The organism is Alcaligenes sp. SJTW-7 (assembly GCF_047716895.1).
GTDB classification, from domain to species: Bacteria; Pseudomonadota; Gammaproteobacteria; order Burkholderiales; family Burkholderiaceae_B; genus Alcaligenes; species Alcaligenes ammonioxydans.
Map to the genome: position 1 here is coordinate 2855207 of NZ_CP136682.1, position 21522 is coordinate 2876728.

The 21522-nt window shown below is 57.5% G+C and carries 17 protein-coding genes; 7 read left to right on the forward strand and 10 right to left on the reverse strand.

Annotated features, from left to right (window positions below; all coding sequences use genetic code 11):
* Positions 1-111 precede the first annotated feature (111 nt).
* From mhpT to RSQ48_RS12970, 4 genes are all read left to right on the forward strand, one after another.
* Positions 112-1356, forward strand: a complete 1245-nt coding sequence (gene mhpT / locus RSQ48_RS12955) for a 3-(3-hydroxy-phenyl)propionate transporter MhpT (RefSeq protein WP_003803244.1) — start codon at positions 112-114, stop codon at positions 1354-1356.
* 322 nt (positions 1357-1678) lie between these two features.
* On the forward strand, positions 1679-2296 hold the full coding sequence (locus RSQ48_RS12960) for a hypothetical protein (RefSeq protein ID WP_003803243.1): 618 nt from the start codon (positions 1679-1681) through the stop codon (positions 2294-2296).
* A 221-nt stretch (positions 2297-2517) separates the two neighbouring features.
* The gene (locus tag RSQ48_RS12965) at positions 2518-2700 is read left to right on the forward strand and encodes a hypothetical protein (protein ID WP_003803240.1); all 183 of its coding nucleotides are present in this window, start codon (positions 2518-2520) and stop codon (positions 2698-2700) included.
* Positions 2693-4105 (forward strand): Asp-tRNA(Asn)/Glu-tRNA(Gln) amidotransferase GatCAB subunit A, encoded by a 1413-nt coding sequence (locus tag RSQ48_RS12970; protein ID WP_003803238.1) that lies wholly within the window; start codon positions 2693-2695, stop codon positions 4103-4105. The genes RSQ48_RS12965 and RSQ48_RS12970 overlap by 8 nt, the downstream gene beginning before the upstream one ends.
* A gap of 363 nt (positions 4106-4468) precedes the next feature.
* On the opposite strand, the gene RSQ48_RS12975 is transcribed toward RSQ48_RS12970, so the two are convergent.
* The 9 genes from RSQ48_RS12975 to RSQ48_RS13015 all read right to left on the reverse strand — a co-directional run bounded on the left by RSQ48_RS12975 (position 4469) and on the right by RSQ48_RS13015 (position 17953).
* Positions 4469-7072: a DUF3141 domain-containing protein gene (locus tag RSQ48_RS12975; RefSeq protein ID WP_131070817.1), complete on the reverse strand. Its 2604-nt coding sequence runs from the start codon at positions 7070-7072 to the stop codon at positions 4469-4471.
* A 28-nt stretch (positions 7073-7100) separates the two neighbouring features.
* Positions 7101-8285, reverse strand: a complete 1185-nt coding sequence (locus tag RSQ48_RS12980) for an acetyl-CoA C-acetyltransferase (protein ID WP_003803235.1) — start codon at positions 8283-8285, stop codon at positions 7101-7103.
* A 71-nt stretch (positions 8286-8356) separates the two neighbouring features.
* Positions 8357-9103: an acetoacetyl-CoA reductase gene (phbB, locus tag RSQ48_RS12985; protein ID WP_039943686.1), complete on the reverse strand. Its 747-nt coding sequence runs from the start codon at positions 9101-9103 to the stop codon at positions 8357-8359.
* A gap of 5 nt (positions 9104-9108) precedes the next feature.
* Positions 9109-9549: a phasin family protein gene (locus RSQ48_RS12990; RefSeq protein WP_230406189.1), complete on the reverse strand. Its 441-nt coding sequence runs from the start codon at positions 9547-9549 to the stop codon at positions 9109-9111.
* 54 nt (positions 9550-9603) lie between these two features.
* Positions 9604-10728, reverse strand: a complete 1125-nt coding sequence (locus RSQ48_RS12995) for an ABC transporter permease (protein WP_003803229.1) — start codon at positions 10726-10728, stop codon at positions 9604-9606.
* Position 10729: 1 nt separating this feature from the next.
* Entirely contained in the window at positions 10730-13471 is a 2742-nt protein-coding gene (gene rbbA, locus RSQ48_RS13000) for a ribosome-associated ATPase/putative transporter RbbA (RefSeq protein WP_415301867.1), read from the reverse strand.
* Positions 13472-13474: 3 nt separating this feature from the next.
* Complete coding sequence (locus tag RSQ48_RS13005; protein ID WP_415301868.1) at positions 13475-14554, reverse strand: HlyD family secretion protein; 1080 nt, start codon at positions 14552-14554, stop codon at positions 13475-13477.
* Positions 14551-16056, reverse strand: coding sequence for an efflux transporter outer membrane subunit (locus RSQ48_RS13010; RefSeq protein ID WP_003803222.1), 1506 nt, complete (start codon positions 16054-16056; stop codon positions 14551-14553). The genes RSQ48_RS13005 and RSQ48_RS13010 overlap by 4 nt, the downstream gene beginning before the upstream one ends.
* A gap of 136 nt (positions 16057-16192) precedes the next feature.
* Positions 16193-17953 (reverse strand): PHA/PHB synthase family protein, encoded by a 1761-nt coding sequence (locus tag RSQ48_RS13015; protein ID WP_131070819.1) that lies wholly within the window; start codon positions 17951-17953, stop codon positions 16193-16195.
* 452 nt (positions 17954-18405) lie between these two features.
* On the opposite strand from RSQ48_RS13015, the gene RSQ48_RS13020 reads away from it, so the two are divergent.
* The 3 genes from RSQ48_RS13020 (at position 18406) to queC (ending at position 20708) form a co-directional block, all read left to right on the forward strand.
* Complete coding sequence (locus tag RSQ48_RS13020) at positions 18406-19068, forward strand: TetR/AcrR family transcriptional regulator (RefSeq protein ID WP_003803218.1); 663 nt, start codon at positions 18406-18408, stop codon at positions 19066-19068.
* A 240-nt stretch (positions 19069-19308) separates the two neighbouring features.
* Positions 19309-19983 carry a 7-cyano-7-deazaguanine/7-aminomethyl-7-deazaguanine transporter gene (locus RSQ48_RS13025; RefSeq protein ID WP_003803216.1) on the forward strand — a complete coding sequence of 225 codons (675 nt, stop codon included), beginning with the start codon at positions 19309-19311 and terminating at the stop codon, positions 19981-19983.
* Positions 19980-20708, forward strand: coding sequence for a 7-cyano-7-deazaguanine synthase QueC (gene queC / locus RSQ48_RS13030; RefSeq protein ID WP_003803214.1), 729 nt, complete (start codon positions 19980-19982; stop codon positions 20706-20708). The genes RSQ48_RS13025 and queC overlap by 4 nt, the downstream gene beginning before the upstream one ends.
* Here queC and RSQ48_RS13035 read toward each other — a convergent pair.
* Positions 20702-21517, reverse strand: coding sequence for a DUF6216 family protein (locus RSQ48_RS13035; RefSeq protein WP_336579233.1), 816 nt, complete (start codon positions 21515-21517; stop codon positions 20702-20704). The two genes, queC and RSQ48_RS13035, sit on opposite strands and share 7 nt — an antisense overlap.
* Positions 21518-21522: the final 5 nt, after the last annotated feature.

Here is a 21522-nt window from a genome sequence, read left to right on the forward strand (position 1 = left end):
GACTCACCGCCGCTTTAGCGCGCGGTGAGCGGATTTCTGCGCCCTGAATTCGGGGCGGGCAGGTCGCAGAAGCAATAAAAAAACGTCCCGGTCAACCGAGGAGACATTGCAATGACACAAACCCATGGCCGCAAGCATGCGGTCCTTACCGTAGCGATCTGCTTTCTGATCGCTGTTATCGAAGGCATGGACATTCAGGCCGCCGGCATCGCCGTGAAAGGCGTGGCAGCGGAGTTCGGACTGGATAAAACCTATCAGGGCTACTTTCTGAGTGCAGGCATTCTGGGGCTGCTGCCCGGTTCACTGATGGGCGGGCGCTGGGCAGATAAATACGGGCGCAAAGCCGTGCTGATTGCCTCGGTCGCCGTATTTGCCCTGTTTACCCTGTTCACTGCCTGGGTCAACAGCCTGGCTATCCTCCTGATGGTACGTTTTCTGGCCGGGGCTGGCCTGGGCGCAGCCATGCCCAACCTGATCACTCTGGCCGCCGAGTCGGTCAAGCCCGAACACCGTGCCCGTGCGGTAGGCATGATGTATGCGGGCATGCCGGTGGGGGCAGCCATTTTGTCGCTGGTCGCTGCCTCCAACTTCGGGGAAAACTGGAAAAACATCTTTTATCTGGGCGGTCTGCTGCCCCTGCTGGTCATCCCTGTCATGGTGTGGCTGTTGCCTGAATCACGCGAGTTTCTGCAGGCACGAGAAAGCCGAACCGCAGTTCAGGGACGCTTCCAAGATCTGTTCAGCAATGGTTTGGCCACCCGCACCCTGCTCTTGTGGGTCAGCTATTTTTTCACGCTGATGGTGGTGTATCTGATGCTGAGCTGGCTGCCTTCGCTGTTTCAGGAGCTGGGCTTTAGCCGCAAACAAGGCAGCACCGCCCAATTCTGGTTCATGGTCAGCGCAACCTTGGGTACGGTCCTGCTGGGCTATCTGACCGACCGCTGGAAAAAGGCGCTGGTCATTGCGCTGATGTACGGTGGCATTCTGGCTGGCCTGTTAAGTCTGAACGGAGCATCGGGCTTGGGACAGATGTATTGGGCCGCCGCCTTGACGGGTGCGTTTGTCATTGGTTGCCAAGGCGTCCTGTATGCTTTTGGCGGCATTGTCTACCCCACCGCCGTGCGTGCCACAGGGGTCGGCACCGCCGCTGCAGTAGGCCGCATCGGTGCCACCTTGGGTCCGACCATTGCAGGCATGCTGCTCAGCCAGGGCTATGGTGCTGCGGGCGTAATCAGCTCGGCCATTCCCTGCATTATCGTCTCGGCGCTGTGCATGTTGCTGGTGGTGCGTCAGATCAATCAGGAGCAGGCGCAGTCAATCAAGCGCCCAGCCCTGTCAGCCGTCAGCAAGGCCTGAACACAAACAGGACGGCCTCAGGGCAGAAGTGCAATCAGCAGGCAGCATCAGCCTCATTACCGGCCTGCGTGACTACAGATCTCTGACAGCAATACCACAAAGCGCCCCCTATCAATGAGGGCGCTTTTTTATGAGGCCAAGCGGGACGAACCAAGCTCTTATCCTGGCCTTTACTCTGGTCAATCCTCAGAGAATGGAAACAAGGATAAAGAATGACGATATACAATGGCCGACTCTTCTTGGCAGAAGTTTTCTATAGACCAGGCTTTCCCACCGCCAGGAAACGCAACAAGACGCCTGGCTCTGAACGGACACTCTAAAGATGGACACGGTATTACTTCTTCTGGCCGCCGCCATTGCTTTGCACTTGCTGCGGGCACGCTATCAACGCGGGCGCATTATCTTGCTGGGCCGCCACTTGAGCAGTTTCCAGCTGGAGCGTCACATGGAAACGCTGACAGAAGGCTATGCCCGCGCCATCGGTGAACAGGACCCCTCGCGCCAGCGTCAGGTTCTGGAAATGTTTGCGCAGACGGAAAATGCCGTAGCAAGCCAGGTTCAATCGTTGGCAGATCTACTGCAAAAGGAACCGGCCGAAAGCACCCGAATGGGCATGCTGCCTTTCTGTGTGCCTTATGTCGAACGCCTTCTCCCCTCCATGACACGGGACTTTCGTCAGCTTTTGCAGATTCATGCCGCCGGACTGCGCCATGTGGCAGACAATGGGGAGCAGTGGGACCCCAAAAGCCGGGCATTTCATCTGTCCGCAGAACTGTACCTGTTCCAACACAGTTGCCACTGGTTCTGCAAATCTCGCACAGTGGCCGATGCGCGTTTGCTGGCACGCCATAAAGTCACGCATCAAAAGGTTCTGGAGTCCGTCTGTGCACAGACCCGTAATGCGTATCTGCGCTGGCAGCAAAACACGAGCACGCCATAAACCCTCTTCTGTCCGCTGGAAAACCCTAGTGTTTTTCACGGCCGGGATTTTGTAGATTAAATAAGCAGACACCTGAGTCTGCCAAAACAGATGCATGCGCTGCCAAAGTTGCCAGCGACATGCAGGCAATAAAGCCTCACTCCCTTTGCACAAGGGGTGGGGCTTTTTTTGTGCGCGTCATTTGCGCATGCACGGTTTTGACAACGATAAGGAGAGGACAAATGACTGTAAGTGTCAAAGACACCCTGGCTGCAAAAGGGATACACCCAAGCCCCGAGCATCTGGCCAAGCTGGAGACCAAATGGCGTGAAATTCAGGCCATGAAGGGCAATCTGGAAGGGATCGCCATCGACGATGCCGACCTCGCGATCAAGCATCTGGCCGGAGGGGACCACCATGAATAAGGAACTGCTTGAACTCAGCGTGATTGAACTGGCGGATAAACTGCGCACCAAGGCGGTCTCCCCTGTCGAAGTCACTGACAACCTGCTGGCCTACATCGATCAGTCGAACCCGCAGACCAACGCCTACATTTCCATCACCGCCGAGCAGGCGCGCCAAAGCGCGCGTCAAGCCGAGCAAGACATCATGGCCGGCAAGTACAAGGGCGTATTTCATGGCGTGCCGCTGGCCCTGAAAGACAATATCTACTTTGCCAACGAGGTCACCACCATGGCCTCCAAAATCCACAAGGATTTCGTCTCCAAGGACGACGCAACAGTTGCCACCAAGCTGCGCGATGCCGGCGTAATTTTTACCGGCAAGCTGAACATGCACGAATACGCCTGGGGCATCGACAACAACAACCCTCACTTTGGCCCCGTGCATAACCCCTGGAATCCAGACCGTGTGCCCGGTGGCTCCAGCGGTGGTTCGGGCGCTGCCGTGGCCTCACACAGTTCCTACAACACCCTGGGCACTGATACGGCCGGCTCCATCCGTATCCCCTCCGCCGCATGCGGTATCGTCGGTCTGAAGCCCACCCACGGGCGTGTGAGCAAGTTCGGCGTCTACCCGCTGGCCTGGACCCTGGACCACGTCGGCCCCATGTCCAAAACCGTGGCCGACGCCGCTGCCATGCTGGAAGTGATTGCTGGCTTTGATCCGCGCGACCCAACCTGCGCCAACGTCCCGGTCGGCTCCTACCTGAGCGCCCTGAACGGTGAGGTCAAAGGCCTGCGCATCGGTATCATTGAGGACTACTTCTTCAAAAACGTCGACTCGGGCATTGAAAAAGTCATCCGCGAGCGCCTGGCCGACCTGGAAAAACAGGGCGCCAAAGTCATCCCTCTGACCGTGCCTGCCCTGCGTTATTCCGAATGGGCCGAGCTGGCCGTCAGCCTGACCGAGGCTGCGACCATCCACCACCAGGACCTGATCAAACGTCCCAACGATTTCGGCGGTGACATTCGCTTCCTGTTTGAACTCGGTGAGCTGTTTAGCGGCATCGATTATTTGCAAGCCCAGCAAGTACGCCGCGCCCTTAAACAGCAATTTACCGGCACCTTCAGCGACGTAGACGTCATCATCGCTCCCACCCTGCCTTGCCAGGTGCCCGACATTGGCGTCGATACCGTCAACATTAATGGAAAAACGCTGGACTTCATCGACGAAGGCATCCGCTTTACCGGCCCCAGCAACCTGACTGGTCTACCGGCCGTCACGGTGCCCGCCGGTATTGCCAACGGTATGCCCGTAGGACTGCAAATCATCGGCCCCGCCTTTGAAGAAGCACGCATCCTGAATGTTGCCTACGCCGTGGAATCGATGAAACCCATGGCCGGACACCAGCCCGTTCTGAAGCCTTAAGCTGCCCCCTGCCCCCTCTATACGCCTGGTCAGACGGGGCAGGGTTTTCACACCAGCACGCCGGTATCAGCAGACCCCCTGTGCTCTCCAGCCGCTGAATGACGCCGGTCAACTCCGGCAGATCTGGATGTCGCCATCCTGACCAGCAAGACCCTCCTAAGCGGCCGGCCTGCAGGCCCAAAAGAAAGACCGGCGCCCAGTCACGGGCGCCGGTCTTTCTTTCATCAGCAAACATTGTTTTGCGCCACCTAACACACCGTGGCAGCGATAACACGCAACGCCGCACCCCTCATCCACACAGCACGGCCAGAGCATGAATGTTTCATACTCGGCACTCCGTCACAATGTCATGCGCACCCAGTTTCAGGATTTGCGCGTCCGTCCTTTGGCCGTGCTGCGACCCGTGGCAGCGGACTTGCCCGCCACCTTTCCGGGTGCTGCGGTCCGGGTAGCACGGCTGGCAGTTTGCGGCGTCGTTTTGGTCGCGCTCCTGGGGGCCGCGGAAGCTCTCGCTTCAGGCGCGGGTTTGGCGACAACTGCAGCAGCCACTTCAGGACCAGACTGGGCAGCCGCGGGCGCAGCCACTTCAGGCGCCAGTTTGGTGCCCGCTGCGGTCTTTTTCACCGGAATACCTGCCCCAGTTTGAGCCAGTGGTGTCGACATAGCACCGGGCGGGGACCCGGGCACTGTCTCGCTCGTCGCCTTCGCTACCGGCGTGGCTGCTGTCCTTGCAAGCGGTGTGCTTTCAAGCGGTACGGACTGTTCTGCCTGCTCCCGCTGCCGGGCCGCCGTCTCGAACAAATCCAGCACCTCTTGCGAGGCCTTGGCCACCGCCGCAGGTGCCGCATCCTGCTCATCAATCGCACTGATCAGCTTCTTGATCAGGGACGCCACCAGACGAATTTCCTCCGGCGTATGTCTGCTCAGCAAGTGCGGAATCGCTTCCACCGCCTTATGGCCATGATGGGCCAGCACCAAGGCCTGCTCGCGAATCGCGGCACGCATTTTTTCAATATCAAACTTGCCGGCATCGTACTGCTCGCGCAAGCGCATGGCGGCATGGTGATAACGCTCGTCCACACTATTGCGCTGTTTGGCAATATGGAACAAACCGCGCAGCGCGGCTTCCAGCAAACCGCCTTCATTGAGCAGACCGTCCAGTCTGTGCATTTGCTCACGGACAAAAGCCAGATGCTCGGGTGAACTACCCGGATGCGGGCGCGCCGGCGTCGAATCACCGGGGGCGTGACCGGCCAGGGCCAGCAGCAAAGGCGAACCATACACCGTGTCAAACCAGATCTGATAGATGCTGTCACGACGATCGCGGTAGTTATCCAGAGCCCGTTCCATGGCCTGCGAGAAATTCTCTTGCGCTTGCAGCAGGGGGTTGTCCTGGTCCACCGCCTGACGCTGCTGGGCAATATTCTCGGCCCATTTATGAATCGTGTCCGCCCAAGGGTGAGCGCTGGTCCAGGACTCGTAAGACAGGCGCATAGGATGCAAGGCCTCCAGCAAGGCGGCGCTATACGGCGTGGACAGAGCCTTGACCCAAGGCTGCAAGGTGCTCTTGTAGAAAGCCAGATTAATCTCGGACAGACGCGCAGCAGCGGCAAAACGACGGTCCGACTCGGGGTCCGGCTGCACAATCTGCGCGATTTCAGCCAGACCACTCTGGCGCACTGACATCAGATACGGATCATTCAGCAAGGTGTCGTCGCCCGGAGTTTCCTCTACCGTGGCCCGGTAAATGCCAGCGGGCAACAGATCAATCTGATCGATGGTGCTGGCAAACTTGCGGTGTTCTTTGCTGCCCACACTGCCCGATACAAAAATGCCCAGGTGGCCGATACGATCATGCGTGGTGAACACGATGGTCTGGTCATGGCTGCGCACATCGTCATCGTCCAGATACAGGTCCGTGATCCAGCCCAGTGCCTGGGCCGGTGGCGTGATGTTGTCGCCAAAGGAGCTGAACACCACAATGGGCGAACGGATATTGCGCAGATCGATGCGAATGCCGTCCGAGGTCAGAAGCTGAGCCGTGGACAGTTTGTTGCCGATAAACAAGTTGTCCACGATGTACTGCATTTCCACATCATTCAGAAACACATAACCGCCCCAGTATTTCTCAAAGCCGATGTAGCGCTCAGCCTCCGTGTCCGCCTTGGCGTAAACGTGGTACTGCTTGGTCCACAAGGTATTGGCAGGGTCCAGATTCTCAAAATTCTTGACCAGCCACGCACCATCAAAACGGCCATGCCCCACATCACTGGTCAGGGCGGTCAGCCAACTGCCCCCGAGCAAACCGCCGGCATAGCGCATGGGATTGCGCCCCGCCCAATAAGACAGCGGGGCGCCAGCCAGAATCAACGGTCCAAACAGATCCGGCCAGACCGCGGCGGCCATCATGACCTGCCATCCAGCCTGACAATTGCCAATGACCACCGGCTTACCCTGGCTGTCGGGGTGCAGCTCGGCTGCCTTGCTGACGAAGGCGGCGTGTGCGCGCATCACATCCTCGACCGTCTGGCCAGGGACAGGGTCAGGTAAAAAGCCCACAAAATAGCAAGGGTGCCCCGCTTTGAGCGCAGCACCAATTTCGCTGTCGGATTTGAATCCACCGATACCCGGCCCATGCCCGGCCCGGGGGTCCACCACCAGAAACGGGCGCTTGCCAGGGACGGTAGGCTGATCGTCGGGCGGCACAATCCGTACCATCAGATAGTTGACGGGTCGGGGAAGCGTCAGCCCCGACATGACCAGTTCCGCCGGAAAATTCAGCACATTGGGCACGTTCATCTTACGTTGGGCCTGGTACTGGTCCCCGACCTGACGTTCGATATCGGCATACAAAATGGCGCGCTGCCAGGCATCCACCCAGTACGAGGAGACGGTCTGACCCAGGTTCCAGGGATTCATCATCCAAGGGGACCACGCCGTGCTGTCGTCACGAGACTTATCTGTCATCATCTTCTCCCTTCATTCTGCTACCGGTTCATGCGGCCTCAATAGCGATAGCCACACCTTGACCGCCGCCAATGCACAAGGTGGCAAGCCCCTTACGCGCACCGCGACGACGCATTTCATGAACCAAGGTGACCAGCACACGGGCGCCCGATGCACCAATGGGGTGACCTAAAGCGATGGCCCCACCATTGACATTGACCTTGTTCATGTCCCACTGCAAATCCTTGGCCACGGCGAGCGATTGGGCGGCAAAGGCTTCATTGGCCTCGATCAGGTCCAGCTCGTTCAGGTCCCAGCCTACCTGCTTCAAGACCTTGCGGCTGGCCGACACAGGGCCAATCCCCATGATGGCTGGATCTACCCCGGTGCTGGCCCAGCCCCGAACCCATGCCAATACGGGCAGGCCCAATGCCTTGGCCTTGTCGGCGCTGGCCAGCAAAAGCACGGCGGCACCGTCATTGATGCTTGAGGCGTTGCCCGCCGTGACGGTGCCCTCTTTCTTGAAGGCAGGGCGCAATTTGGCCAACGACTCCAGCGTGGTTTGCGCACGAGGTTGCTCATCGGTCTCCACACGCAGCGGGTCACCCTTACGCTGAGGCACCTCAATCGGGGTGATTTCTTCCTTGAAACGTCCCGCTTGCAGGGCAGCCACGGCTCTGCGCTGGGACTCAAGAGCAAACGCATCTTGCTGCTCGCGGCTGATGCCGTAACGCTCGGCCAGATTTTCTGCCGTAATGCCCATATGGTAGTTGTGAAACGCGTCTGTCAAACCATCACGCAGCAAGGTGTCATCCATCATGGCATGGCCCAGGCCCAAACCTGTACGCGCCTTGTGAACGGCAAACGGGGCCAGACTCATGCTTTCCTGTCCACCGGCCAGAACCAGATCGGCGTCACCTGCAGCAATGGCCTGCGCCGCCAGATGGACCGCCTTCAAGCCCGAACCACACAGCTTGTTGAGCGACATGGAGGGCACCTCGTAGGGCAGACCCGCATTCACGGCAGCCTGACGGGCCGGATTCTGGCCTGCGCCGGCGGTCAGGACCTGGCCCAGAATGACCTCGTCAATCTGATCGGCGGCTACGCCCGTCGCCTGGAGCACGGCACGAATCAATTGGGCGCTCAAATCGTGGGCGGGCACCGTGGACAGCCCCCCCTGAAAACGGCCGATGGGGGTACGGGTCGCGGCAAGAATCGCGATATCTTTGTGCATATCCATTCCTTTCCTAAGTCACAGGCCCGACAAGCGGGCCCCCTACAGGCAGCCAGTGGTCAGCGTCAGGATCAGTACATATGCTGGCCGCCATTCATGGCGACGTTACTGCCTGTCATAAAACCAGCCGCTTCGCTGGCAATAAAGGTCACCAACGCGGCAATTTCCTCGGGCTGTCCCAAACGGCCCACCGGAATGCCCGCGATAATGCTGTTGCGCACATCCTCGGGCACCGCCATGACCATCTTCGTGGCCAGATAGCCGGGAGAGACGGTGTTGACGGTCACACCCTTGCGTGCCACTTCCTGTGCCAGCGCCTTGGTAAAACCATGCATGCCCGCCTTGGCAGCCGAATAATTGGTCTGGCCAAACTGTCCCTTGCTGCCGTTGATGGAGGAGATGTTGATCACCCGGCCCCAGCCGCGCTCGAGCATGCCATCGATAAAGGGCTTGGTCACGTTAAACACCGAGTCCAGATTGACCCGCAAGACCTCGTCCCACTTGTCCTTGCTCAGCTTGCGAAAAGTGCCGTCACGGGTAATGCCGGCATTGTTGATGAGGATGTCAACGTGCTGGCCGTCCTTTTCAATGGCCTGGGCCATCTGCTGGCAAGACTCGAAATCGGCAACATCAACGTGATAGCCCTGAAACTCATAACCGGCCTCGGCCTGTTCCTTGAGCCAGACCTGGGCATCGGCCTCGCTGCGCGAGTGGGTCACCAGTACCCGATGACCCGCATCATGCAGGGCACGGGCGATCTCTTGACCCAGACCGCCCATCCCTCCCGTCACCAACGCCGTGCGTTTAACCGTAGACATACCGCTTATGCTCCCTTTTGAGTGTCAGAGGCGCTGGCAGCATTTGCCCAAGGCGCGCCCCACTGCTTGAAAATATCCATGACCGGTACTGCAGCACTGGTCTCGCTGACCACGGCCAGCACCGACTTTTGCCAGGCTTCCAGCGCTTCTTGCAAACCGGAGGTGAACTTGGTCTGGTTCTCAATAGCCAGCTGGTTGATGGCCTGGCTGTCATTGACCCCGTGCTGGAACAGACGCCAGAACGTGTCGGCCGGCAGAGTTGCCAACGACTGCCAGTTGCCGGTTTGCAGCAAGTTCTCAATCTCAGCCGTGGTCTGCTCCACGCTTCTCAGGCTGCTTTTCTGTACGGACTCCAGCCAGCGGTGACCGCCCTCCTGCAACAGGCGCGTGATACGCAATTGCAGCTCGACATTGGCCTTGTACAGGTCCAGGGGAAGTGTCTCCATGCTCATCGAAATCTCCTTAAAGGAAAAAAGTGCCCCCTGACGGGGCCCAGTCCATCAAGCCATCTGAGAGATGGTGTTACGAAAACGCCGTAGCGACAGAACGAACAAAACCGTCCCGATCACCAACAGGGCCAAAAAGGGTTGCCACACCGTTTCAATACCGGCACCACGGAACAAAATGGCCTGCCCTAACGACACAAAATGCGTGGTGGGGGCAAGCTGCATCAGATGCTGCACAATTTCAGGCATGCTTTCACGGGGCGTGCGCCCGCCCGAGAGCAGGTTCATGGGCAGCAGGGTCAGCATCAGCAACAGGCCAAACTGGGGCATGCTGCGCGACAAGGTCGCCAGATAGATACCCATGGAAGTCATGGCAAACAGACACAGCACTGCGCCGCACAGAAACAGCGCAATGGAACCTTCAATCGGCACACCCAGCAGACCTTGCACCACAAACTTGAGCGATGCAGCCGTGGCGATCAGAACCACCAGCCCCATGGCCGTCACTTTGGAGGCCATAATCTCGCCCGGCGTGACGGGCATCACCAGCAAGTGTTCAATGGTGCCGTGCTCGCGCTCTCTGATCAGGGCAGCCCCGGTGAGAATAATGGACAGCATGGCAACCGAGTTGATGACTTCGGCAATACTGCCAAACCAGGCTTTTTCCAACGTGGGGTTAAAGCGGACACGCAAGGCCAGGTCCACCGGCAAGGTGTCAACGCTGCGGTAGCGCCGCACGAATTCGTTGACCTCACCCATTACCACCTGCTGGATATAGTTATTGCCGGTAAAGGCCTGGCTCATGCGAGTGGCATCAATATTGAGCTGCACCTCGGGGCTACGCCCCGCCAGGACATCGCGCTGAAAATTGGGAGGAATGTTCAACACAAAAGTGAACTGCCCAGTGTCCATACCCGAATCCATTTCGCCGTATTCGATCATGTGCGGGCGAATGAACTCCGGCGGATAAAAGGCCGACGCAATACGGGCCGACAAGGGGCTCTGGTCCTGATCCACAATTGCGATAGGCGCATTGTTCAAGGTTTCCGGCTGGGCAGTGGCCGAGGTGTAAATCGAGACCGAGAACACGTACACAATCAGCAGCAGCATCATGGGATCACGCCATAGACTCCAGAGCTCCTTGCGACCCAGCAACAGTACATTCTTGAGTTTTCTCATCTCAGCTCTCCTGCTTTCTGAGCAGCATGACCGCAGCGCCCAACACCACCGGGATGGCCAGCAACAAGGCAAACAGGGCGCCATGCAGGTCTGAGAAGGTCAAGGCCTTGTTAAACACCCCACGACTGATGTTGAACATATGCGTGGCAGGGTAAAGCTCGCCCGCCCAGCGACTGAGACCTTGCATAGAGGACACCGGATTCAGCAAGCCGGACAGTTGGGTGGCGGGCAGCATGGTGCCAATCATGGCAAAAAACATGGCGGCAATCTGACTGCGAGTCACGGTAGAAGCCAGCAGCCCCATGCCGGTCGAAATCACGCAAAACATCAAGGTCGCCAGACTCAGGGTTAGAAAGCTGCCCTTGATGGGTACATCGAATATCGTGATGGCCAGCAAGCACATGCACAAAAAGTTGACCATCGCCAGGCCAATATAGGGAATCTGCTTGCCCAGCAGGAATTCCACGCGCGTAACCGGGGTCACGTAGAGATTGATGATGGAGCCCAGCTCTTTTTCACGTACCACAGACAGCGCGGTCAGCATGGCCGGCAACATCAACAAGAGCACAGGAATGACGGCCGGAACCATCGCAGGAAGGCTCTTGACATCGGGGTTGTAACGGTAGCGGTCCTGGATACTGGCGGGCGTCACCAGCGCCCCTGCTCCCAAACGTTCTTTGGCCTGCGTAATCAGCCACTGCTGATGCATGGCTTTCACATAGCCCTGGATGGTCTCAGCACGGGTGGGCATGGAGCCATCCACCCAGGCGGCAATTTCAGGATTGCGGCCACGCAACACATCGCGACCAAAGCCCGGCGGAATCTCAATGGCCAGGGCAATCTTGCCGCGTCGCATTCTATCGTCCAGATCCTGATAATCCGTCAGCGGCGGCTGCTCCAGAAAATAGCGCGACCCTGACAGATTCAAGGCGTAGTTCTGACTGATGCTGGTCTGATCACGGTCCAGTACCGCATAGCGCAAATCCTCCACGTCCAGAGTAATGCCAAAACCCATCACAAACAGAAGAATCAGGGAACCGGCCAGAGCCAGGGTTGCCCGCACCGGATCACGGCGCAGCTCCAGCGTTTCGCGCCAGGTGTAACTCAACAGACGCTGCAGACTGAAACGCTCCTGATGCTCCTGCTGCTCGGGCGCTTCGACAAGCGTCGTCTGTTCGGTCGCGGGCTCGGCCTGCGGCTCGGGGCCACTGGCCTCGAGCAGGTAGCCGATAAAAGCCTCCTCCAGCGTGGCCGCTCCCCGTTTTTTCACCAGATTGGCGGGCGTGTCGCTATCGAGCACTTTACCGGCATGCATCATGGACATGCGGTCACAACGCTCGGCCTCGTTCATGAAGTGGGTGGAAATAAAAATGGTGACCTTGTCCCGTCGGGACAGCTCGATCAACAAACGCCAGAAATTGTCGCGAGCCACCGGGTCCACCCCCGAAGTTGGCTCATCCAGAATCAGTAGCTCGGGCTTGTGGACCATCGCCACCGCCAGAGACAGGCGCTGACGCATGCCCAACGGAATGGCATCGGGCAGGCGATCCAGAATCTGGCCCAGCTCAAAGCGCTCCACCATTTCAGCGACACGCGCTTGCACCTGGTCATCAGGAACGTGGAAAAGCTGGGCATGCAGCACCAGGTTTTGTCGAACCGTCAGCTCGCCGTACAGGGAGAACGCCTGCGACATGTAACCCACACGACGGCGGGTATCGATGTCTTTGGGATTGACTTCGTGACCAAACAGCCAGGCCTGACCCTCTGAAGCCGGCAGCAGGCCCGTCAGCATCTTCATGGTGGTGGACTTGCCGCAACCATTCGAGCCCAGAAAACCAAAAATCTCGCCACGCCGGATGCGAAACGATACATGGTCCACGGCGGTAAAGTCGCCGAAACGGATGGTCAGTCCTTCGGCCTCAATGGCGATATCGTTCGCATCCACATCCAGTGGTGGTATCACAACCTCCTGGTGGCCCTGACGCTTGTCCTCGGGCAAGAGGCGAATAAAAGCCTGCTCCAGATTTTTGCTCTGTGTGCGTTCCAGCAATTCCCGGGGTGAACCCGTTGCCAGAATCCGCCCATCATCCATGGCCACCAGCCAGTCAAAGCGCTGAGCCTCATCCATATAGGCGGTGGCCACAATCACGCTCATGCCTGGGCGCTCACGTCGTATGCGCTCGATCAGGTCCCAGAACTGTTTGCGGGCCAGGGGGTCCACGCCGGTGGTGGGCTCGTCCAGCAGCAAGAAATCCGGGTCATGAATCAGCGCGCAACACAGCCCCAACTTTTGCTTCATGCCACCCGAGAGCTTGCCAGCCGGGCGCGTCAAAAAAGGATACAGTCCCGTGCTGCGTGTCAGATCGTCAATCCGGCGGCGGCGCTCGGCGGCATTGTGCCCAAATAAACGGCCAAAAAACTGCAGGTTCTCTTCCACCGACAAGGTGGGGTACAAATTTTTGCCCAGCCCCTGGGGCATGTAGGCAATGCGCGGGCAAATCTTATCGCGATGGCTTTTATCTGCCATATCGCCGCCCAGTACCTCAATGTGGCCTTCCTGAATCACGCGTGCACCGGCCAGCAAGGACAGCAAGCTGGACTTGCCCACACCATCCGGACCAATCAGTCCGACCATGCAAGCGGCAGGAACATCCAGGCTTAAACGGTCCAGGGCGAGCGTATCGCCATAACGCTGACTGAGCTCCGTTACACGAGCAACAGCCGTCGCTTGCTGCTTGGGCATGGTTTACTCCGTCAGGGTGGAAGTCAGCGACTCAGGCCAGCTGGCATTGGGGTCCAGCTTCACCCAGGCCACCCCAGGCAGGCCTGTCTTGACTTGCTCCAGGTGTTTTTTCAACAGCTCTGGAGCAATCTGAGCCTTGACACGAAACATCAGTTTTTGACGTTCTGACGCCGTCTCGACACTCTTGGGCGTGAACTGGGCCGAGCTGGCAACAAACGACACGGTGGCAGGAACAGGCATATCGGGGATCGCATCGAGCACCAGACGCACTTCGGAGCCCAGGGCCACCTTGCCCGCCACTTCACTAGGCAGAAAGAAGGTCATGTACACATCGGACAAGTCCAGCACATTGAGCACCCGTCCCCCGGCCCCCAGCACCTCACCAGGCTGGGCAACCCGAAACTGCACCCGTCCATCGCGCGGACTGACCAGCTCACTGTCGCGCAAGTCCGCTTCGATGCGGGCAACCGCGGCATGGGCGGCCTCAACCGCAGACTGGGCGCCGATCAACTGGGCCTTGGCCGCATTGATGGCAGCAACCGCCGCATTGGCTTGCGCTTGACTGGCAGCAACAGCTGCCTGAGCGCCCCGCACGCGGGCGCGGTCATCGTCCAGTTCCTGCACCGACGCGGCCCCTTCTTTGGACAAGGTGGTGGAACGAGCCAGACGACGCTGGGCAGCATCCAGTTCGGACTCACGCTGCCCGACCATCGCATTGGCGGCAATCGCATCGCTTTCACGCAGTGCCACCTGGGCCTGCGCAACGGCCACATTGTTCTCAGCCTGCCGCAAACCGGCAACAGCCTCATCACGGGCAGCCTCCAGACTGTCTTGCTGCATGACAGCCAGCACTTCGCCTTTCTTCACAAAGTCGCCTTCGCGTGCCTCAATGCTCTGGATACGGCCGGCAAACTTGGTGGAGATATCAATCTCGGTCGCCTCGATACGACCATTACCGCTGACAAAGCCGTCACCCGGACCGGTATTGGACATTTTCTGCCATGCCCACCAACCCAGGCCTAGAACCCCGGCAACAATCAGGACAGGAACAATGTTTTTTTTCAAGGTAGAGGGTGTGCTCATAACTGGCTCGAAGATGAATCCGATTGAGAAGGGATAGAAATGTTTGTCAGGGTGTCGGCGGGGTCCAAGCCACCGCCCAGGGCGCTGTACAGCGCAATCTGACTGGCTAGCAGTGCGCGGCGCGTTTGCACCACCTGCTGCTCCACATCCAGCAAGTCTCGTTGCGCATCCAGCACTTCCAGATAAGCAGCCGACCCATTGTCGTAGCGCATCTGCGCTAAACGGGCGCGCTCGGTCTGGGCCTGACGGGCGACCAATTGGACCTCCAGCTGCTGACTTAACCAGCGACGCGCCGACAAGGCGTCCGAGACTTCACGAAAGGCACTCTGAATGGCTTTCTCGTACTCCGCCACTCGTATGTCACGGCGTACATAAGCCGCATCCAGGTTGGCACTGCGGCGGCCGCCATCAAAAATAGGCAGGGAAATGGTAGGAGCGAATGTCCAGGCCTTGCTGCCGGAATCGAACAAACCGTCCAACTCAGCGCTAGCCGTGCCGAAACTACCCGTCAAGGCAATGCGTGGGAAAAAGGCCGCACGCGCCGCTCCAATGTTGGCATTGGCGGCGCGCAATGTATGCTCCGCGGCAATAATATCCGGCCGCCACAGCATCAGGTCCGAGGGTAAACCAGGGGCCAGCTCGGCCAACATCACGTTCTCGTTGAGCGGAGCGCCGCTCAGGGGGACGCCCGGGTCCGCGCCCAGAAGTTGCTGCAGGGCATGCACTTGTACCGCCCGCTGCTGCTCCAGTTGAGCCAGTAGCGACTGAGCCTGTGTCAGCAAGGTTTGCACCTGGGTGACATCCAGCCTGGAGGTGGCCCCCACCTCGTAGCGGCGGGAAAAGATACGATAGGACTCCTGACGGCTCTCGACACTTTTGCGGGCAATCTGTACGCGTTCATCCAGTTCGCGCACGACCAGATAGTTATTGGCTACTTGCGAGACCAAGGCCACATGCACCGCCTGACGACCCGCCTCACTTGCCAGCCAGCCCTGCAACGCTGCATCTTCCAGGCTGCGCACCCGTCCCCATAAGTCCAGCTCCCACGTGGTCAAACCGATCTGCGCACGGTAATCCCCGCCTGTAACGGCCTGCCCGGAGGGATTCATATCGCCCGGCACACGCGACCGGGCTGTCTGACCGCCCACCGTAAACGCCGGAAAACGCTCGCTACGCTGCAAGTTCAGCGCGGCGCGCGCTTCCTCAACCCGTAACACGGCCACTCGCATATCGCGGTTATTGGCCAATGCGGTTTCAATCAGCTTGCTCAGAACCGGATCTTTAAAGTACTGACGCCACCCCAGGTCCCGCGCCCGCACCGCCTCGGCCTGCCCTGCGGACAGATCCGGATAGGCGTGCGGAACAGGGGATGCGGGCTGAACATAATCGGGCGCCATCGAGGCACAACCTGCCAGCGTGACCAGCAAGGCAGCCAGCGCGAAATAAGGACGACGCGCAACGCTTTGATGCTTGATACTCACATCGTGGGTCTGTGGAGCCATTTGAAAACATGCCTAATGAGAAAAAGAAAACTGCCGTCAAGGCAATACAGCATGTCAGCAACTGGCGTTGCGCCGGTTGCCGACCTGGAACAAAGCGGCAAGCTCACTGTTGTGCAAGCTTGTATGACCAGACTGCTTACTTCACCAATACGTATTGACCGGGCGCGGGGCCTAGAGGGGCGTAACCCTGCTTGGCGGCACCCATCTGCGGTGGCTTTTTTGTTTGCGCGCCCGAGCGCGCTTTCAGCCATGCACTCCAAGCGGGCCACCAGGAACCTGAATGCGAAGCGGCTTGTGCCTGCCACTCGTCCACCAAAACAGGCGCTGTGCCTGCTGCACGGGTATGAATCTGATAATGACGGCGCGGATGGCCCGGTTCGCTGACGATTCCGGCGTTATGACCGCCTGTGGTCAAAACAAACGTGATCTCGGCAGGCACCAGATAATGCAGCTTATAAACAGAGCGCCAGGGGGCAACATGATCAGAAACAGTGCCGACGCAAAAAATAGGCAAATTAATGTGCGCAAGAGAAACGATACGACCTTCCACCGGATAACGGTTTTGACTTAAATCATTATTCAAATACATGCGCCGCAAATATTGCGAATGCATGGTGGCAGGCATACGGGTAGCGTCCGCATTCCAGGCCATCAGATCGTTAAGCGGACGGCGTTCACCCAATAAATACTTATTGACCAAAGGCGCCCATACCAAATCCGCGGAACGTAGAAGCTGAAAGGCCACTTCCATCTGATTGGCGCGTAAATACCCTTCATCGGCCATCTGGGCTTCCAGCAGACTGACCTGGCTTTCGTCGATGAACAAGGACAAATCGCCCGGCTCTGAAAAGTCCGTCTGCGCAGCAAAGAAGGTCAGGGAAGCGAGGCGCTCATCGCCATCCCGTGCCATGGCGGCTGCCGCGATCGCCAGCAGGGTGCCGCCCAGGCAATAGCCCGTAGCATGAATTTTCTGGCCGGGGACAATCGCGTTGATCGCATCAAGGCTGGCTTTCCAGCCCAGACGAATGTAATCGTCCATGCCAAAAGCATGATCCTGGGCCTGGGGGTTCTTCCAGGACACGCAAAATACGGTATGGCCTTGATCTACCAAGTATTTAATCAGGGAGTTATGGGCCGACAGGTCTAGAATGTAGTACTTCATGATCCAGGCCGGAACAATCAAAACGGGTTCCGGGTGGACCTGCTTGCTGCTGGGCGCATACTGAATCAGCTCGGCCAGCTCGTTGCGCAACACCACCTTGCCGGGTGTAGCGGCCACATCCTTTCCTACCTGAAAATCCTCGGTCCCGACAGGCGGCTCACCCGCTAGTTGGGCCTGCATATCCTGCTGCCAGTTCTCCAGACCGCGACTGAAATTCGCGCCCTGCTCGGCCAGGGTTCTGTCCCATACCAGGGGGTTGGTCCAGGCAAAATTGCTGGGACTCAGCATGTTCAGCCATTGCTCGGCACCAAAAGCGACCAGCTTTTGATGATGCGGCTCAACGCCAGCCACTCCTTCAGTGGCACTTTGCCACCATTGCTGCTGCGCCTGATAGGTCTGTCGCAATAAATTGAATGGCCAACGGTCCCATGCAGGATCAGAAAACCGACGGTCGGCAACAGCAGCAGACGACGGGGTCTGAACAGAGGCGTGAGCAGGAAGTTGAGCCGCCGCTGCCAGCTCTTGGCTCCATTCGCGAAACAACTGCTCCCACTGGCGTTGAGCCAGTTGTCTGAGCTGCTCCTGTTTACCTGGGCTCAAACCCAGATGGCGTATCCAGTCCATCCAGGCTAGAAACTGCGATTCAGGAGAGAGCGAGCTCCAGATACGAGCCCAAGCGGCTCGTGCGGATGCGTCCAGATGCTCAGTCTGATCAGGGGACTGCCTACTCACCATTGTCACTCCGCAAAAAGTACATCCAAAGAAAAAGCAGATACGACCGCTTAGTCTTTTTGATAATACACCAGTTTACATCTAAACTTTTTGCATGCAGGCCTTTTAACAAAAACCCATAAAAAACCTTTGCGTTAGATCAAGCTCATGACACATAAAAACACAACATCCAAGCTGCACTTGTTGTTATACCGTGCCTGAAATGAAATAGGGAAATAAAACGGAAATGAAAATAAATAAACCTTCCCTAAAAAGGGAAGAAACCTAAAAGAAAAACCAATGAAATCTATTGAAACAAATACGGTTTTAAAGTCAGGACAGAACTATTATTTCTGCCGCCATATGACAAAACAAGCATGTGCCCAGGACACGCTTACCTTCTGGCAAACCGGGGCCCGAAACTGACGGCCTGATATACTGCAGGCCCCATCTCTTGCCCATCCCTACAGGATGACATGACAGACTCACCTAGCAATAAATCGACAAAAAACGAAAGCACAAACAAGCGACGCTACCTGTCCTCGGCCGAGCGCAAACGCGAAATTCTGAGCGCCGCCTTTGAAGAGTTTTCTCACCGGGGATTTCTGGGTACCTCGCTGGAACGCATCGCGGCCCGCGCCGGCATTTCCAAGTCCGGAATTTACGCGCACTACAGCAGCAAAGACGAGGTATTCGAGGACATGCTTCGCCACACTCTGCTGCCTGCTCAAGGCCATGCCTTCGAACTATCGGATTCTTACCAGGCCGATACTTTGTCCTGTATCGTGGACGAGTATCTCAAGCAACTGTATGAACGTCTGTCCAGCCCGGATGTGCAAGCCATGTTCAGGCTATTGATGACAGAAAGCGGTCGAGTGCCTGATCTGGCGCATTACTGGGGCAAGCAGCTCCTGAGCCAGAACTACATGGCTAACCAGGCTTTCTTTGAAGCGGGAATACAGCGTGGGCTCATCCGCCCCGATGTCAGCGCCTCGGACTACACGCTGGCTGCCTCGCCCTCCCTGATGTGGCTGATGGTCCTGCTGGTCCTGGGACCGGAAAACTCGCCCGTGGCCTTTGAAGAAGTCCGTCTGTTGCACAAGCGCCTGCTGATGGAACAACTGCAACCCACCGCTTAAATGGGATCGGTCAGCCCAGCCCCAGGCGCCGGGCTGCTGCAAACCGCAAGCGGGGATGCAATCGCCCCACTCCTGCGTTGAGCCATAAGCCTTATCAAGCCAGACATATAAGGCGGTCGGGCGCCCACGCTACACTGGCGACCGGTACACATTCCCTCAAACCGCAACTGCCCGTACAATAATTGGTTGCAGTCCATTTTCAATGGGTTCCCTCACCCCATCCACCAAAAAGGTTCAGACATGATTCTGCCCGCTATGCCGTCTTCACGGCTGTCGCTGTATGTGCGACTTCTCATTGCCTTTCACGTATTCATCGTGATCGCCAGCAATTATCTGGTTCAACTTCCTATTGAGCTGTTTGGCTTTCATAGCACCTGGGGCGCTTTCAGCTTTCCTTTTGTGTTTCTGGCAACCGACCTGACCGTGCGCCTGATGGGTAAATCGCAGGCACGACGCGTCATCACCCGCGCCATGTTTCCGGCCCTGATCGCCTCCTATGTCGTCTCCGTGCTGTTCCATGAAGGCCAGTTCAATGGCTTGCAGGCACTGGGCGAGTTCAACAGCTTTGTCTTTCGTATTGCACTGGCCAGTTTCGCGGCCTATGTGCTGGGACAGTTGCTGGACGTACAGGTCTTTGACCGCATCCGCCGCGATTACACGCAGTGGTGGATCGCCCCGGCCGCCGCCTCAGTTTTTGGGCAGGCACTGGATACTCTGGCCTTTTTCGGCATCGCCTTCTGGCGCAGCAGCAATCCTTTCATGGCGGAGCACTGGGGCGAAATCGCGCTCGTCGATTACGTCATCAAGCTGGGGGTGAGCCTGTTGCTGTTTGTTCCTATGTACGGTGTCTTGCTCAACTCGCTGATCAGCACCATGAAACGCCGCGCCCTGAGCCCTGCGCAGGTCAAAGCATGAAGCCGCAGCTTGCCCGTCGTCGAGCCCTGGTCCTATTTTCGGGGGGACAGGATTCGGCCACTTGTCTGGCATGGGCTCTGGATCGTTTTGCGTTTGTGGAGACCGTGGGCTTTGACTACGGCCAGCGAAACCATGCGGAACTGCAATGTCGCCAGACGTTGCGAGAAAATCTGTGCCGACACTTTCCACATTGGGCAGAGCGCCTGGGCGAAGATCATGTGCTTGACGCCGGTGTTCTGGGACAGATAGGCGGCAGCGCCATGACTGAGCCTATGCGCATTGCGGTGCAGGACGATGGCCTGCCCAATACCTTCGTGCCCGGTCGCAACCTGCTGTTCTTTACTTTGGCCGCTGCCTTGGCCTACCGTCGCGGGCTGGATACGCTGGTAGGCGGCATGTCTGAAACTGACTACTCAGGCTACCCGGACTGCCGGGACAACACCCTTAAAGCTTTGCAAGTCGCCCTGAGTCTGGGCATAGAGCGTCCCCTAACCATAGAGACGCCCCTCATGTGGCTGGACAAGGCTGATACTTGGGAGATGGCCGACCAACTGGGCTCAGATGCTCTGGTCAGGCTGATCCAGCAAGACAGCCATACCTGTTACCAGAATGAGCGGGAAGCGCTGCATGACTGGGGATATGGCTGCGGACGCTGCCCCGCTTGCGAACTGCGCGCCAAAGGATATGCAAACTGGAGCAGGCGGCGTGCCGATCCCGGTCATTGAGCATTTCGGCAGGGATGCAGGATTCGATGCAAACGCAATGCGGTGGACAAAGAGTGGCTTTTCAATAGCAGCAGAACAGAACACCACATCAGAAAAATCAGGATGGGCGCACTGAAATAACGCTGGAATTTCACCGTTGAGTGTAAGCTGGAAAAATAATCTCCTGACTTGACCGCCGCACAAACCCACTCCCTTTCATCCTCAAGAAAAGGAACAGTCTGGGCTTGTTTCGGTAGTGAGCAATCGGAAAGATCATAAACCCATTTTTTATCTCCTGACGCCAGGAAAGAGTGCAAGCCCTTCTCGCCCTGCCATGCCCAAACCTCGCTTTCTTTAAATTTAATAATCGCATCGGGACGGATGACTAAAGTCGCGAAAATCGCGATCAAAAAAGTGATCAAAATCCAAAAAATCGGCAGCACCGCCCGTTGCACAGCCTTGGGTTTCTCTACTCTTTGCTCTTTCCAGTTGACCCAGACCCCTGCTTTGCCCAGTGTTCTCAGAGCAATGGCGCTGGAGTGCGCCCATTTCACCGCGCGATGTGTGTCTTTCACTGTCTGAATATCATCAACGCGGTGGAGCCCGAACATGATCTTGAAACGCTCTACATCCAGCGATTTTTCTCGCTCGGCATCCAAATAAGCATCATAAAATTTGTCGCGATGAAAGAAAGACCATAGCTTATTGAAAAATATGAAATACGCCCCCCTTAAGAACAGGTAGAGCAAGCCCGCCAACACGCTCAGAAAGATAAATAAACTAAAAGCGGCAGAAAAATAAGAAAAAAGACTTGAGATATTATTCATCATAAAAA